This is a genomic window from Amycolatopsis orientalis (genome assembly GCF_000943515.2).
Taxonomy (GTDB): domain Bacteria; phylum Actinomycetota; class Actinomycetes; order Mycobacteriales; family Pseudonocardiaceae; genus Amycolatopsis; species Amycolatopsis orientalis.
Window position 1 is genome coordinate 9,119,310 of sequence record NZ_CP016174.1, and the last position, 15,249, is coordinate 9,134,558.

The 15,249-nt window shown below is 68.5% G+C and carries 14 protein-coding genes, 1 tRNA gene and 3 pseudogenes; 10 read left to right on the forward strand and 8 right to left on the reverse strand.

Features of this window, described 5'->3' with window-relative positions:
• Positions 1-6: 6 nt before the first annotated feature.
• The 5 genes and pseudogenes from SD37_RS40050 to SD37_RS40060 form a co-directional block, all read right to left on the reverse strand.
• Positions 7-339: a pentapeptide repeat-containing protein gene (locus tag SD37_RS40050; RefSeq protein WP_052675120.1), complete on the reverse strand. Its 333-nt coding sequence runs from the start codon at positions 337-339 to the stop codon at positions 7-9.
• Between the two features lie 48 nt (positions 340-387).
• Positions 388-447: pseudogene (locus SD37_RS44365) on the reverse strand (pentapeptide repeat-containing protein); the annotation flags it as partial.
• Between the two features lie 19 nt (positions 448-466).
• Positions 467-559: pseudogene (locus tag SD37_RS44370) on the reverse strand (pentapeptide repeat-containing protein); the annotation flags it as partial.
• Between the two features lie 19 nt (positions 560-578).
• Positions 579-1,427 (reverse strand): annotated as a pseudogene (locus SD37_RS44060) (pentapeptide repeat-containing protein); the annotation flags it as partial.
• A gap of 245 nt (positions 1,428-1,672) precedes the next feature.
• Positions 1,673-1,745: transfer RNA gene (locus SD37_RS40060), tRNA-Lys, on the reverse strand.
• Positions 1,746-1,844: 99 nt separating this feature from the next.
• Between SD37_RS40060 and SD37_RS40065 the strand changes: the two genes are divergently transcribed.
• The 3 genes from SD37_RS40065 (at position 1,845) to SD37_RS40075 (ending at position 4,861) form a co-directional block, all read left to right on the forward strand.
• Positions 1,845-2,384 (forward strand): DinB family protein, encoded by a 540-nt coding sequence (locus tag SD37_RS40065; RefSeq protein ID WP_044855270.1) that lies wholly within the window; start codon positions 1,845-1,847, stop codon positions 2,382-2,384.
• 25 nt (positions 2,385-2,409) lie between these two features.
• Positions 2,410-3,783, forward strand: coding sequence for a nitrosuccinate lyase (locus SD37_RS40070; protein ID WP_044855271.1), 1,374 nt, complete (start codon positions 2,410-2,412; stop codon positions 3,781-3,783).
• An 82-nt stretch (positions 3,784-3,865) separates the two neighbouring features.
• The gene (locus SD37_RS40075) at positions 3,866-4,861 is read left to right on the forward strand and encodes an SCO0930 family lipoprotein (protein WP_044855272.1); all 996 of its coding nucleotides are present in this window, start codon (positions 3,866-3,868) and stop codon (positions 4,859-4,861) included.
• 14 nt (positions 4,862-4,875) lie between these two features.
• Here the strand turns inward: SD37_RS40075 and SD37_RS40080 are convergent, their stop codons facing one another.
• Entirely contained in the window at positions 4,876-5,478 is a 603-nt protein-coding gene (locus SD37_RS40080) for a DUF4383 domain-containing protein (RefSeq protein ID WP_044855273.1), read from the reverse strand.
• Between the two features lie 144 nt (positions 5,479-5,622).
• On the opposite strand from SD37_RS40080, the gene SD37_RS40085 reads away from it, so the two are divergent.
• Together SD37_RS40085 and SD37_RS40090 are read left to right on the forward strand one after the other, a co-directional pair.
• Positions 5,623-6,543, forward strand: coding sequence for a serine hydrolase (locus SD37_RS40085; RefSeq protein WP_044855274.1), 921 nt, complete (start codon positions 5,623-5,625; stop codon positions 6,541-6,543).
• Positions 6,544-6,609: 66 nt separating this feature from the next.
• On the forward strand, positions 6,610-7,452 hold the full coding sequence (locus SD37_RS40090) for an oxygenase MpaB family protein (protein WP_044855275.1): 843 nt from the start codon (positions 6,610-6,612) through the stop codon (positions 7,450-7,452).
• Between the two features lie 295 nt (positions 7,453-7,747).
• Here SD37_RS40090 and SD37_RS40095 read toward each other — a convergent pair whose 3' ends face one another.
• Positions 7,748-8,965, reverse strand: a complete 1,218-nt coding sequence (locus SD37_RS40095) for an alpha/beta hydrolase (RefSeq protein ID WP_044855276.1) — start codon at positions 8,963-8,965, stop codon at positions 7,748-7,750.
• Between the two features lie 137 nt (positions 8,966-9,102).
• A complete protein-coding gene (locus SD37_RS40100) occupies positions 9,103-10,050 on the reverse strand; it encodes an alpha/beta hydrolase (RefSeq protein WP_044855277.1) in 948 nt (315 codons plus the stop codon).
• Between the two features lie 148 nt (positions 10,051-10,198).
• On the opposite strand from SD37_RS40100, the gene SD37_RS40105 reads away from it, so the two are divergent.
• From SD37_RS40105 to SD37_RS40125, 5 genes are all read left to right on the forward strand, one after another.
• Positions 10,199-10,666, forward strand: a complete 468-nt coding sequence (locus SD37_RS40105) for a MarR family winged helix-turn-helix transcriptional regulator (RefSeq protein ID WP_044855278.1) — start codon at positions 10,199-10,201, stop codon at positions 10,664-10,666.
• Between the two features lie 27 nt (positions 10,667-10,693).
• On the forward strand, positions 10,694-11,542 hold the full coding sequence (locus SD37_RS40110) for an SAM-dependent methyltransferase (RefSeq protein WP_174567895.1): 849 nt from the start codon (positions 10,694-10,696) through the stop codon (positions 11,540-11,542).
• 113 nt (positions 11,543-11,655) lie between these two features.
• Entirely contained in the window at positions 11,656-12,192 is a 537-nt protein-coding gene (locus SD37_RS40115) for a PadR family transcriptional regulator (protein ID WP_044855279.1), read from the forward strand.
• Positions 12,193-12,201: 9 nt separating this feature from the next.
• Positions 12,202-14,220, forward strand: coding sequence for an NADPH-dependent 2,4-dienoyl-CoA reductase (locus SD37_RS40120; protein WP_044855280.1), 2,019 nt, complete (start codon positions 12,202-12,204; stop codon positions 14,218-14,220).
• Positions 14,221-14,268: 48 nt separating this feature from the next.
• Positions 14,269-15,222 carry a prephenate dehydrogenase gene (locus SD37_RS40125; protein WP_044855281.1) on the forward strand — a complete coding sequence of 318 codons (954 nt, stop codon included), beginning with the start codon at positions 14,269-14,271 and terminating at the stop codon, positions 15,220-15,222.
• The last annotated feature ends 27 nt before the right edge of the window (positions 15,223-15,249 follow it).

Genomic DNA, 15,249 nt, shown 5'->3' on the forward strand with positions numbered 1-15,249 from the left:
TGTAATTCAGGAGTCGGCTTGTCCAGCGTCTAGATCCACCCCGCGCAGGTCCATCCCGCGCAGGTCCGAACCTCGCAGATCCGCTCCCACGAGCTTCGCTCCACGCAGGTCCGTCTCACGCAAGTCCAGCTCGCGCAGATCCGCACCGCTCACATCTGCTCCGCGCAGATCCACCTCGCGCAGATCCGCTCCGCTCAGATCCACTTCGCGCAGGTCCAGCCCGCCCAGGTTCAGTCCCCGCAGGTCCGAACCGTGTAGGTCCACACCGACGAGCTTCGCACGACGCAGCTCTGTCTCACGTAAATCCGTCTCGCTCAGGTTCGCCCCGGTCAAGTCCATCCCGCCCAGGTTCGACCCCCTCAGGTTCGCACCAGCGAGTTTGGCCTCACGCAGGTCCGACTCGCGCAAGTCCGCACCGCGCAAATCCGCCCCTGCGCAGGTCCGCACCCCGCAGGTCAACCTGGCCCAGGAGCGCCTGGTTCAGCTTCGCCCCGTGCAGGTCCGCCTGATATAACTTCGCCCCGCGCAGATCCGCCTGGCCGAAGTTTGCCCAGCGCAACTTCGCCCCGCGTCAAGTCCGCCTGTTCCAAGCCCACCTCGCGCAGGTTCGCCCCGCGCAGGTCCGCACCGTTCAAGTCGGCACCGCTCAAGTCAGCACCGCTCAGGCTCGCACTGCGCAGGTCCGCACCGCCCAGATTCGCCCGTTGCAGCCGAACGGCGAGCTCGGGCCAATGAGCCGGCCCAGCGACAGAGGCATGACGGGCAAGTACGTCCAGCGCGGTCTGGCGGGCCTCTTGTTCCTGGATGCGGGCGTCATTACGGTCGCGGGCGTCCTGATCGGCCTCCGCCGGCAGGGTTCCGTCCGCGGGTCGGAACGGCATGCGCAGGTAGGCGCACAGGAGATTTCCTATGACCTCACGCTGTCCGGGAGTGTTCTGCGCAAGGCGTTCCAGCGCATACAGGCCGGCCAGCCGGACTGCGGCCTTGTCCGAGCCGAGCTGGTCGGCGGCCTTGGTGTACAGCCCGGTGATCCGGCGCTCGGCCGCGTCGTGCCGAGCATCTGCCGCCGTTTGCTGTTGATGGGCGAGCGTGTTCGCAGCAGTACGCTCGGCCAGCTCGTGCGCCTCGTACTTGGCCAGCAGATCGAGCTTCGTCGAGCGCTGGCCTCGGATTCCCAGCCACAGCACCAGGACCCCACCCAGACCGACTCCGAGAGCTCCGCCAGTACGGATGACGTCAAGCTTCGTACCGTCCACCCCGAAACCGAGCAGCAGCCACACCGCTCCCACCGCGACCAGCAGCATCACCGGGACCCCCACGGCGACCACCCAGCCTGGGATCGGCCGCAGCACCGGCCGCCCTCCGGCTATCGGCGTCGAGGAGGTGCTCGCAGCCACCGGCCGCGCATCGTCGGTCATGACCTTCATCGTCGCGGATACGTGTGAAGACGTCACGGAGGTCAGCAGGGATGTTGCAGAGCCCGGGCACGCCGAACTGCTCCCATGCCAGGCAAGTAATCAACCTGCCGCGGACCTGGTGCAGCCAGCTGGACGCGAACTTCGGCACACCAGAGCAAACGGAGACGAAACGGAGCCCAATCGTGAGCGACACCGAGGTGTACAGGACCCGAAAAGTACAACATCCCCGCAGGTCAGCGGGGATGTTGATGTTGTGGGCCGCCTGGGGCTCGAACCCAGAACCTACGGATTAAAAGTCCGCAGCTCTACCAATTGAGCTAACGGCCCGTGCGGCCGAGTCTAGTAGACCGCCGCCGACCACCAGGATGCCGGGGCCGCCGCTCGCGCGCCACGGAATTGTCGGGGGTCTCTGGCATGGTCGAGGGCATGGACACGATCCCTGAGGAGAACTTCGCCCCCAAGTGGTCCGGCGACCGGCCGGAGCCGCCGCGGGTGGGGAGCGAGCGCGAGATCTTGACGGCCACGCTCGACTGGCATCGTCGCACCTTCGAGCTGAAGTGCCAGGGTCTGACGCCGGAGCAGCTGGCCGCGCGGTCGGTCGAGCCGTCGACCATGTCGTTGCACGGGTTGCTCAGGCACCTCACCGGCGTCGAGCGCTGGTGGTTCCGCATCCAGTTCGCGGGCGAGGACGTCCCCCTCCTCTATTACTCCGACGAGTGGCCCGAGCAGGACTTCGAGGACCTCGGCGGCGACATCGAGGTCGCGTGGGCGGCCTGGCGCGAGGAATGCGCGCGGTCCAGGGAAATCGTGGCGGCCGCTTCGCTCGACGACACGGGCAAGAGCCGTCGCGACGGTGAGCCGTTCTCGCTGCGGTGGCTGCTGACCCATCACATCGCCGAGTACGCGCGCCACAACGGACACGCCGACCTGCTGCGTGAGCGCGTCGATGGGAGGACAGGCCACTGACCAAGGAGGGTGCGATGCTGGGCTGATGAACGCCGATCCCGATTCCGGCCTCCTCTCCCCGGTCCGCGCGGGCACTCCCGCCGAGGCGGCGACGGGCGACCTCGCTTGGGTGCGGGCACTGCTCGACACCGAGGCCGCGCTCGCCAGGGCGCAGGCGCGCACCGGGCTGATCCCGATGGCCGCCGCCGAAGCGATCACCGAAGCGGCCGCGGCGGCCGAGATCGACGTGGTCGCGTTGGCGAGGGCGGCGCGGGAGACGGCGAATCCGGTCGTGGGGCTGATCAAGGAGCTGACCGAGGCCGCGGGTACGGAGTACGTCCATCGCGGCTCCACCAGCCAGGACATCTTCGACACCGCGATGATGCTGGTCGCCGCGCGGACACGGGAACTGCTCGTGGCCGACCTCGAGACGACGGCGGACGCGCTCGCGGATCTCGCCCGCGCGCACCGCGACACGATCATGGCCGGGCGCACCCTCACCGCCCACGCGGTGCCGACCACGTTCGGGCTCAAGGCGGCGGGGTGGCGTCAGCTGACACTCGACGCGCTCGGCAGGCTGAAGCGCGTCGTCCTGCCGGTCTCGCTGGGGGGCGCGGGCGGCACGCGCGCCGCGTACGCCGAGTACGCGCGTCTCGCGGAGTTGCCCGAGGGCTATCCGCAGCGGTTGCAGACGGCCTTCGCCGAAGAGACCGGTCTCGCCGAGACCACGCTCCCCTGGCACACCCTCCGCACGCCGACGGCCGACCTCGCGGCCGCTCTCTCGTTCACCGCCGCCGCGCTCGGGAAGATCGCGGTCGACGTCCAGTTCCTGACGCGCACCGAGGTCGGCGAGGTCACCGAACCCGCGGGTGAGGGCCGTGGCGGTTCCTCGGCGATGCCGCACAAACGCAATCCGGTGCTGGCGACGCTCATCCGGTCGGCCGCGCTCCAGGTGCCGGTGCTGGCCACCGGCGTCACCCAGGCCCTGATCTCCGAGGACGAACGGTCCGCGGGCGCGTGGCACGCCGAATGGCAACTGCTGCGCGAGTGCCTGCGCCTGACCGGCGGCGCCGCGCACACCGCGGCCGAACTCGCCCGCGGCCTGGTCGTCAACGACGGCCGCATGCGCGGCAACCTCGGCCTCACGCACGGCCAGATCGTCTCCGAGCGGCTCTCGACGGTGCTCGCCCCGCTGCTGGGCAAGGCGCGGGCCAAGGAGGTCCTCGGGCGCGCGGCCGCGCTCGCCCTGGAGCAGGATCGGGCCCTCGGCGAGGTTCTTTCCGGCCTGCCGGAGATAACCGGGGTCCTCCCCGCGGAAACCCTCGCCGACCTGCTGGATCCCGCGCGCTACACCGGTTCGGCCGGGGCGCTGACGGACGCCGCGCTGGAAGTCCGCGAAGAAAATCAGGGAACTTCTTGAACCGGTCCCGTGAGGGGCCCGTGTAGGGGGTACAAGCTCACCGCGCCAAGCCGCGGAACCCCTACGAACAAGGAGAAATCCCATGCTTCGCAAGCGTTTCGTCGTCGCAACGGCGTCTGCGGCCGCGGGCCTGGCGCTGCTGTCGGCCTGTTCGGGTGGCACCGAGGCCACCTCGCCCGCCGTAGCGCCGGCCGCCGCAGTGGCCGGGGCGGGCGGGAACGCCCCCGCGGCCAAGGGTGAGACCAAGGTGGCCGTGGCCGAAGCCGGGGATCTCGGCCAGGTGCTCGTCGACAAGGACGGGTTCACCTTGTACCGCTTCGACAAGGACAGCGCGAAGCCGCCGAAGTCCAATTGCGACGGTGACTGCGCGAAGGCCTGGCCGCCGGTGCTCGCCGACGGCGAAGTGCAGATCGAAGGCGTGGACCAGGCGCTGGTCGGCGAGCTGACCCGCGCCGACGGCCGCAAGCAGGTCACCGTCGGCGGCTGGGCGCTCTACCGCTACGCCAAGGACGCCAAGGCGGGCGAGGCGAAGGGACAGGGTGTCGGCAGCACCTGGTACGCCGCGAACGCCAAGGGCGGCAAGGCCGGGCAGGCGGCCAAGGAGGCCCCGGCCGAGCAGAAGGCGGAAGGCGCCACGAAGCTGGTCGCGAGCAACGTCGACGGCATCGGACCGGCCATTGTGGACCAGGACGGCTTCACCCTCTACATGTTCACCAAGGACAAGAAGAACAAGCAGCCGACCTGCAACGGTGACTGCGCCAAGAACTGGCCGCCGGTGCTCGCCGAGGGCGACGTCCAGCTCGAAGGCATCGACGCGAAGCTGCTCGGCAAGGTGAAGCGCGCGGACGGCACCACGCAGGTCACCGTCGGCGGCTGGGCCGTCTACCGCTACGCCAAGGACACCAAGGCGGGCGAGGCGAACGGGCACGGCGTCGGCGGCACCTGGTTCGTCATCGAGCCCGCGGGCTGCAAGAGCACCGCGCCGGTGAAGGACAAGGCGGCCCAGAGCGGGAACGCCACCCCCAAGAAGGAGGAAGGCGCTCCCGCCGAGGCCGGAGGTTCGGAATACGGCTACTGAGCCGTTCCGACAACCTAGTGGGCGAGGCCCGGCGGTCGCTCTTCACGAGCGACGGTCGGGCTTTTCTCATGCTTCGGCCGCCGCCGCGAACCGTCGTTCGGAAGAGGCTCGACGACCGTGGCGCTGTCGGCCCGGTCCGCCACCACGGTCTCCTCTTCGTCCTCCGGCAGCAGCACCTTGTGCCGCGCGGGCAGGACGGCGATCACCAGCCCGAGCGCGGCGAGGCCGAGGTGCAGCCAGTTGTCCGGCCCGTTGAGGTCGAACGGGTTACCCGCCTGCGAGACCGGGTTCGTCGAAACGGTCCCGGTGATCATGAGACCCCAGACGAACAGCGCCCCGAAGGCGGCGAACGTCAGGAGTCCGAAGACCCGGGACCGGCCGGAACCGAAGGTCAGCAGCAGACCGATCGCGCCCAGCACGACGAATCCGAGGTTGTAGAGCGGGTTCACCGAGAACCCTAGGACGGTCGCGTCGCTGTGACCGGCGAAATCGGCGAGTCCGGTCCTGGTGAAGCCCACGATCCCGAACACCAGGAAGGCCAGGCTCGCCAGCCCGGCTAGGACCTGCGCGGGCTGGAGCCCGGCCGTCCGGATACGAGCGCGTTGTGTACGTGCCATTGCTCCGCCTTCCAGAGTTGGCCACTGAGGTCACGCTGCGGGTCAGATACCCCGAGGGCTTCCCGGACAAACCGGAGAGGCGCTTCCCACCACACGAATCACCACGGCTGTGAACACGAATGGGTGAATCGGCCAATAAGTCGTGTGGGCAAGGTGAGCGGGGTCTTCCTGCTGGTGGGGATCTGTCTGGGGGCCGTCATGGCGATGCTGCTGGTTCCGCCGTCGCGGTCCGATACGGCGGTGGTCGCCGCGCCGGCGAGCGGGGCCGCGGCGCTGACCGTCGAATCGGAGGCCGCCGAACCCCCGCCGTCCGAGCCGCCGCCGTCGGTGCCGCCGAAATCGTCGCCCCAGCCGAACCCCGGCAAGCCGGTGACCGGCGTCGATCCGAAGACCCTCTCGGGGCTCGTCCCCGACGGACAGGTCAGCGTGGTCGTCTTCGACCGCCTGGCCAAGAAGACCACCGTTTCCCTGCAAGCGGACCGTTCCTACACCTCGGCGTCCCTGGTGAAGATCCTCATCGCGCTCGAAGCGCTCAAGGCAGGCGCCTCACCGGGCACGGTGCAACGGATGCTCTCGGTCAGCGACGACGGGATCGCCAGCGAACTGTGGACCGCCCACGGCGGCCCCGCCATCGTCACCCGGTGGGCGACCAAGATCGGACTCGCGGGCACCCGCCCGCCCGAGGATCCCGGACGCTGGGGCGACACCCGGATCACCGCCGCGGACATCGCGAAGGTCTACCGCTATCTGCTGGAGCAGGTCGGCGCGGGCACGCGGACGACGATCATGCGGGGGCTGAGCGGTGCGACGGAGAACGGTTCCGACGGGATCCGGCAGTACTTCGGCGTTCCGGACGCCGTGGGCGACCTTCCCTGGTCGATCAAGCAGGGCTGGGCGTGCTGCCGTGGCGCCCGGATCATGCACAGCTCCGGGGTCGTCGGCGAGCACGATCGCCACATCGTCGTCGTGCTGACGTCGCAACCGACGTCGACCACCTACCCCGGCGCCGGCAGACGCGTCACCGACGTGGTGAAAGCGCTGGTCCCGGCGCTGGCCGCGGGCTGATCCGCTATTGACGACCTGTAAACAAGGTGGGACAGTGGCCTCACGCCACTCTCTCGGGAGGTCGTCATGAGCACCGAAGCCCGTCTGCCCGTCTTGACCCCGCTCGGCCCGGATTCCGTCGCGTGGCAAGTGGTCGGCGACCGGAGACTGCTGCTCGGCGCGGGGACCGCGTTACTGCTGCAGGTGGCCCATCCGGTGATCGGCGCCGGTGTCCACGACCATTCGAACTACGTCGAAGACCCCTGGGGACGCCTCGACCGGACCATCGATTCGCTGCTGTCCCAGGTTTTCGGCGGCCGGGCGGCGATCGCGGAGGCCGAGCGGCTGCGCGAGATGCACAAGGCGATCAAGGGCGTCGACCACCACGGCGAGCGCTATCACGCGCTGAATCCCGAGGCCTACTGGTGGGTGCACGGCTCGACGTTCTGGACGGCGCTCCGCCTGCATGACGTCTTCCTGTATCCCATGCCCTACAAGGAGAAACGCCGCTTCTACGCGGAATGGCGGCACCTCGGCTTGATCCTCGGCTTGCGCGACCACCACATGCCGGAGGATTTCGAAGGATTCGAGGCCTACTTCGCCGATGTCGTCACGAACCGGCTCGAAAACAATCACACGGTACGAGAACTCCTCGGCTCGCTCGGCATGCGTGACACCCCGCCGCCGCCCTGGTGGTTCTTGCCCGAGGCCTGGTGGCGTTCCGTCCGCCCGGCGGGCGGGAACGTCCTGTCCCTGTGCGCGATCGGCCTGTTGCCTCAGGCTCTCCGTGACCGGCTGAGTCTCGAATGGACAGACCGGGACGAGCGTCGGCTTCGGCTGCTGGCCACCGTCACCAGGATGGCCGCGAAACCCATGCCCGACCGGATTCGCTTGTACCCCAAGGCTTATCGCGCCAAGCGCGGTTATTGAGGGGTATCCCCAGGAGGCTGGGCGCATCCCGTGACTGTCCATAAGGGACAGTTTTCAGTAAATCGATGTCCGATTGATGCCTATATGTACGGTCTCGAAGGGGGTCGTGAGTGACAATGAGGGTTAGAACGCTATTTGCCACTCACGACCACCTCGCGAGACCGCGCAAACCGCTCAAGTCACACATCATGACTGGAACAATGTCCTTTGTGGACATCCCTGGTCATACCCCTGCTTCCGTCGGCCAGTCCGGGCCTGTCCTGAGACACGCCATGTTTGCCTTACCACTCAATAGCTACTCGACGACGTCGACCAGCGCGCCCTTCGCGCCGGTGTTGGGCAGCGGCCACGGAGTGACCCCGCCGTTGCTGACGATCTTCTTGTCCTGCGGCGCGCACGGCGGCACCGTCCGCGCGCCGATCCAAGCCAGCACGTCGGGCACCTGCGCCTTGAAGGTGTTCATGTTGTGCCCGGCGTCCGGGATGCGCCATGACGAGAGCGTCGCGGGCGCGCGGACGGCCGCCTGGAGCTGGTCGATCGAGAAGCTCTCGAAGCTTTCCTTGTCCCCCGCGATGGCGAGGATGTCCACCGGCGACGGGTGCTTCTGCAGGTTCAGCGTGATCGTGTTCGCGTCGACGATGTCCTGCCGGTTCTTGAACAGGTTCTCCGTCTCCGCGTCCACCGAAGCCTTGTAGTAGCCGCTGACGCTGGCCGCCTGGCCGTACCACTGCGGATGCCGGGTCACCAGGTTCATCGCGCAGTACCCGCCCGAGGACCAGCCCGCCATCGTCCACGCCTTCCGCTGCGGGTTGGCGCCGAGCTTGTCGATCGCCCAGTCGCGGATGTCGGCGGTCAGGTAGGTGTCATTGGCGGTGCCGTTGACCTCGTCGATGCATTCGGTGTCGTGACCGACCTTCGGTTTCCCGGTGGGATCCGGGATCACCACCAAGGTCGGCGGGAGCACGTGCTTCGCGATGGCCGCGTCGAGTTTGGCGGGCAGCTCGTAGGGGCCGGTGACCACTTCGGGGCCGGACGGGTAGTTCGGGATCCATTCGATGACCGGGAACTTGAGCGACCGGTACGCGGGATCGTAGTACTGGGGCGGGAAGTACACCGAGACGTCGCGGGTGAGGCCGGTGCGTTTGCCGGTCACCGTCATGTGCACGACGGAACCCTTGCCCTCTTTGGCGCGCATGGCCCCGGCGTCACGCAGCTTGTCGAGGTCGGCGCCGTTCTGGCCCGCGACGGCGTCGACGTTCTCCCCGGAGTACACGCCGGTGCCGAACAGGGCACCGACCGTGGGGAAGAACCCGCCGATCATGTTCCCGCCCATCCCGGTGCTGACCACGATCAGCACCACCGCGGTGAGGATCGTGGTGCTGCGCCCGAGCACCTTGCGCCGCCAGCGCTCCCAGAAGAACGGCACCGCGATGATCGCGAGCAGCGTCAGCACGATGACGATGACGAGGTTCAGCGTCGAATCCAGCCGGATGGCACTCAGTCCCAGTCCCATGGCGATCGTGTCCCTCCCCGGCCGGAGCGCGCGAGTCCGCGCGGCTTCCCCTTATCTGGATCAAGAGACGTGCGACCACCGGTAAGTGTTGTCCAGGGTGACGCGTGTCACCCTGGACAATCGTGCGATGCGGTCACTCAGTCTTCGAGGGCGGTGCGCAGTACCCCGATCGCCTGGTTGATCGCCGCTTCCGCGGCCTGGGTTCCGCGCAGCGTGTTGAGCATGACGAAGTCGTGGACGATGCCCTGATACCGCACGGCCGTCACCGGGACTCCGGCCTGACGCAGTTTCGCGGCGTACGCCTCGCCTTCGTCGCGCAGGACGTCGGCCTCGCCGGTGATGACCAGCGCGGGCGGCAGTCCGGACAGCTCGTCGAGGCTCGCCCGCAGCGGCGACGCGGTGCTTTCGGCGCGCTGCGCCGGATCGGTCGTGTACTGGTCCCAGAACCACTTCATGCCTTCGAGGGCGAGGAAGTAGCCCTCGGCGAACTGCCGGTACGACTCGGTTTCGAAGTTCGCGTCGGTCACCGGGTAGAAGAGCACCTGCTGGCGGAAGGTGACGTCGCCACGCCGCTTCGCGAGCAGGGTGAGGGCCGCGGTCATGTTCCCGCCGACCGAGTCACCGGCGATCGCGATCTTCGTACCGTCGAGCCCGTGCTCGGCGCCGTGCTCGGCGACCCACTTGGCCACGGCGTAGTTCTGCTCGATCGCCACCGGGTAGCGCGCCTCGGGTGAACGGCTGTACTCGGGGAAGACGACGGCCGCGCCGGTGCCGACGGCGAGTTCCCGGACCAGGCGTTCGTGGGTGTGGAAGTTCCCGAAGACCCAGCCCGCGCCGTGGATGTAGACGATCACGGGCAGCGGGCCCGTCGCGCCCCGCGGCCGGACGATGCGGACCTCGACGCCGTCGACGTCGGTGGTCTCGACGTCCGCGGCGGGCAGTTCGACGTCGCCGCCCTGGACCTCGTCGACGGCCTTGCGTCCTTCCTCGGGCGGGAGTTCGAAAAGGAACGGCGGGTTGGCGGTGGCCTCGACGAAGGCCTGCGCGGCCGGTTCGAGGACCAGGTTGTGCGGGTTGGCGGTCATTTCTGCCTCCTGGGGTGCGGTGCGAAGTCGATGTCATGAAGGTAGCTCGCAACTCAGTTGTGCACAACTAAAATGTCCACGAGGAGATTTACCCCACTCGAGTAGCGGACTGAGGCATCATCGACGCACCATGTGAGCAGGAGGGCCGATGCCGACGAACAAGACCGAATCGCTGTGCCTGGACGATCAACTGTGCTTCGGGCTCTACGCGGCTTCGCGGGCCGTGACCGCGCTTTACCGCGTCGTGCTCGACGATCTGGGCCTGACCTATCCGCAGTACCTGGTGATGCTCGCACTCTGGGAGAAGGACGAGCGGCTGGTCAAGGAACTCGGCACCCTGCTGAACCTCGACTCCGGCACGTTGTCGCCCCTGCTCAAGCGACTGGAGAAGTCCGGACTGGTCCGGCGTGACCGGCAGGCCGACGACGAACGGTCCGTTCGCATCAGCCTGACCGAGGACGGCGTCCGGCTCAGGGACCGCGCGAGCGGGATCCCGAAGATCATCGGCGAGGCGATGGGACTCGACGCGGCCGGGCTGGCCCGCACCCGCGCGGAGCTCGATCGCTTGACCGAATCCGTGAACGCCTACCGCCAGGCCTACGTTCCGGCCGGTTAGCATGGGATTTCCGGCGCGGACAAAGGGATGACGATGATCGATCACGACGCGGCGCTCAAGGCCGTCGAGAACAGCTTGGACCGGCCGTCCGCGGCCCGGGTCTACGACTACTTCATCGGCGGGGACACGCACTACGCCATCGACCGCGACTTCGCCGAGAAGGTGCGTGAACGCCTGCCGCTCATGGGCGACTACTGCAAGACCAGCAGGCAGTTCCTCGGCCGTGCCGTGCGGCACTGCGCGGAACTGGGCCTGCGGCAGTTCGTCGACATCGGCTCCGGCCTGCCGACCGCCGGCAACGTCCACGAGGTCGCCGACGAGGCGCGCCCCGAGGAGGACACGCACGTCCTCTACATCGACAACGAGCCGATCGCGCTCGCGCATTCGACGCTGCTGCTCGCCGACACCGCCGACCCGGACCGGCATCACGCGATCGCCGCGGACCTGTTCGACCCCGAAGACCTCTGGGCCCGGGTGATGGACTCGGGCATCATCGACGTCCGCCGGCCCATCGCGCTGGTGATCAACGCGGTCATGCACTTCATCAAGGACGAGCAGGATCCGGACGGATTGCTCGACTTCTACCGCGACCGGCTCGCGCCGGGATCGCTGCTGGTGCTCTCGCAGATGACCAACGAGAACCCCGCCAACGACGAGGAACGGCAGGCGCTGCTCGACATCCTCGACTACTACGAGACCACTACGAACCCTGGTTTCCTGCGCACGATGGACGAGTTCCGGCGGTTCTTCGGCGGCTGGCCACTGCTGGAGCCGGGCCTGGTCTACGCGCCAGCGTGGCATCCGGACGAGAGCACGGTCTTCGCCGCGACGCCGTCGGAGTCGCGCGTCATCGGTGGGGTCGCCCGCAAACCCTGACATTTCTCGCGTGAAGGCCCCCTTCCCTCGGCTGAGCCGAGGGAAGGGGCCTTCACGCGCTTTGTGACGTGCGTCGCCTTGCAGTGCAACTAGGTGCATATGAAACTAGGTGCATGGCACTGGAGCACGCGATCCTGGTTTCGCTGTCCGAGCGGTCCGGCTCGGGCTACGAGCTGACCCGCCGCTTCGAGAAGTCCATCGGGCTGTGGTGGAACGCCACCCACCAGCAGATCTACCGGGTCCTCAAGCGGATGGAGGACGCGGGCTGGGTCGCCGTCGACCAGGTCGCGCAGTCCGGGAAACCCGACAAGAAGGTCTACACCGTCGGCGACGAGGGCCGGGCCGAACTGGCCCGCTGGCTCGCCGAACCCGATCCCGCGGCCACCGCGCGCGAACTCGCCGTCAAGATCCGCGGCGCGACGCTCGGCGACCCCGGTGCCGTCGCCGCCGAGATCACCCGGCATCGCGACGCGCACGCGGCCCAGCTCGACGCCTACCTGCTGATCGAGAAGCGCGACTTCCCGAATCCGAGCGTCCTCAGTGGACAGTCGTTGCATCAGTTTCTCGTGTTGCGCGGGGGAATCCGAACCGAACAGGGCCACGTCGAGTGGCTAGAGGAAGTCCTCCAGGCATTCCACCACGATGCGTAAGGACCTGTGATGAGCCAGTACCCGAACCTGCTGTCCCCGCTCGATCTCGGCTTCACCACCCTGCGCAACCGGGTGATCATGGGGTCGATGCACACCGGCCTCGAAGACAAGGAAGCACATTTCCCGCAGCTGGCCGAGTATTACGCCGAACGCGCCCGCGGTGGCGTCGGGCTGATCGTCACCGGCGGGTTCGCGCCGAACCGGACCGGCTGGCTCCTGCCGCTGGCGTCGAAGCTCTCGACGCGCGCGGAAGCCAAGGCGCACAAGCAACTCACCGATCCGGTGCATGAGGCGGGCGGCAAGATCGCACTGCAGATCCTGCACGCGGGCCGATATTCCTACCACCCGCTGAGCGTTTCCGCGTCGAGCATCAAGGCGCCGATCAACCCGTTCAAACCGCGGGCCCTTTCCGGGTACGGCGTGCTGCGGCAGATCCGCGCGTTCGCCGATTGTGCCTTCCTGGCCAAGGAAGCGGGCTACGACGGCGTCGAGATCATGGGATCCGAGGGCTACTTCATCAACCAGTTCCTCGCCGAGCGGACCAACAAGCGCACCGACAAATGGGGCGGCAGCGCGGAAAACCGCCGCCGGATCGCCGTCGAGATCGTGCGCCGCACGCGTGAGGCCGTCGGCGAGGACTTCATCATCATCTACCGGCTGTCCATGTTGGACCTCGTCGAAGGCGGACAGCGCTGGGAAGACGTCGTCGCGCTGGCCAAGGAGGTCGAAGAGGCGGGCGCGACGATCATCAACACCGGTATCGGCTGGCACGAGGCGCGGGTGCCGACGATCGTGACGTCGGTGCCGCGCGCGGCCTTCACCTGGGTGACCGGGAAGCTCAAGCCGCATGTCGGGATCCCGGTGGTCACGTCGAACCGGATCAACATGCCGGAGGTCGCCGAGGAGGCGCTGGCCGGCGGTGACGCGGACCTGGTGTCGATGGCGCGGCCGTTCCTCGCCGACCCGGAGTGGATCCGCAAGGCCGAGACCGGGCGCGAGGACGAGATCAACACCTGCATCGCCTGCAACCAGGCCTGTCTCGATCACGCGTTCAAGCGGAAACTGGTGTCCTGCATGGTCAATCCGCGCGCGGGCCACGAGACCACGCTGACCCTGAGCCCCGCGCGGAAGACCAAACGCGTCGCCGTCGTCGGCGCGGGTCCCGCCGGGCTGGCGGCCGCGACCGCCCTCGCCGACCGCGGGCACGCCGTCGAACTGTTCGAAGCCGACGACGAGATCGGCGGCCAGTTCGGGATCGCGCGCAAGATCCCGGGCAAGGAGGAGTTCGCGGAGACCATCCGGTACTACACGCGACGCCTGGAGATCACCGGCGTCAAGGTGCGCCTCGGCACCCGCGCGACCGCCACCGACCTGGTCGGCGCCGGATTCGACGAGGTCGTGCTGGCCACCGGCGTGACGCCGCGGGTGCCTTCGCTGCCCGGTATCGACCATCCCAAGGTTCTGTCCTATGTGGACGTCGTCCGGCACGGGAAACCGGTGGGCGCGAAGGTCGCCGTGATCGGCGCGGGCGGGATCGGCGTGGACGTCAGCGAATTCCTCACGCACACCACCTCGCCCGCGCTCGACCTGGACGCGTGGATGGCCGAATGGGGCGTCACCGATCCCGAGCGGGCGGCGGGCGGGCTGACCGAGCGGAAGGTCGAACCGTCGCCCCGGCAGGTCTTCCTGCTGCAGCGCAAGAAGTCCGGTATCGGCGCGGGTCTGGGCAAGACCAGCGGCTGGGTGCACCGGGCGGCGCTGAAGGCGAAACGCGTCGAGCAGCTCACCGGGGTCACCTACGACCGCATCGACGACGACGGCCTCCACATCACCGTCGGTGACGAACGGCGAGTGCTCGATGTGGACAACGTCGTCGTCTGCGCGGGACAGGAGCCGGTACGCGACCTCGCCGACGAGCTGCGGGCGGCCGGCCTGCCGGTGCATTTGATCGGCGGCGCCGACGTCGCGGCCGAACTGGACGCCAAACGGGCCATCGATCAGGGCACCCGCCTCGCCGCCGTTCTCTGACGAGTGGGCTCGCAGATGGCAGGATGAACACTTGTGCGAGACGTATGCGTGATCGGGCTCGGGTTGATCGGCGGTTCGCTGCTGCGTGCGGCGCACTCGATCGGCCGCACCACGTTCGGGGCGACGACCTCCGAAGCTGACGCGGACGCCGCCAGCAGGGCGGGTTTCGACGTCACCACGCAGGTCGAAGCCGCGCTGAGCAAGGCGGCGGAGCGGGACGCGATGATCGTGCTCGCGGTCCCGCTGCCCGCGGTCGAAGAGGTGCTTCGGACCGTTTCGCGGGTCGCCGGGCACTGCGTGCTCACCGACGTCACCAGCGTGAAGGGCCCGGTGCTGGACGCCGTCCGCCGCCGCGCGTCCTACGCGAAGTTCGTCGGCGGGCATCCGATGGCCGGGACCGCGGAGTCCGGCTGGAAGGCGAGCAACCCGGCGTTGTTCGCCCGCGCCGCGTGGGTGCTCGGTGTCGAGCACGACACCGACCTGACCGCGTGGGCCGAGGTCGCGCGGCTGGTGCTGGACGTCGGCGCGCACGTCGTCCCGCTGCCCGCGGACTCGCATGACGAGACGGTCGCGCGGATCTCGCATCTGCCGCATATCTTCGCGGCCATCCTGGCCACGATCGGCGCGCAGGGCGGGCCGCTGGCGATGTCGCTGGCGGCGGGGTCCTACACGGACGGCACGCGGGTGGCCGGGTCGAGCCCGGCGCTGGTGCGGGCGATGACCGAGGGGAACCGGGACGCGCTGCTGCCGATCGTCGACGAGGCGCTCGGACGGCTGGGCGCCGCACGGGGTTCGCTGGCGTCGACGGGCGGGCTCGCGGTGACGGTCAACGCCGGCTACGAGGGCGCGCAAGCGTTTGCGGCCAGCAAGGACGCGGAACGCGCCGGCGTCCGCGTCAGCCTGAGCGCCCCGGACGCCCGTGACGGCCTGATCGCCCTCGGCGAGCGCGGCGGCTGGATCACCGCGATCGAGGGTGACACCGCGATCGGCGAGGTCTCCTGACGCGTTTCGTCCTCTGGATGCGGTAGT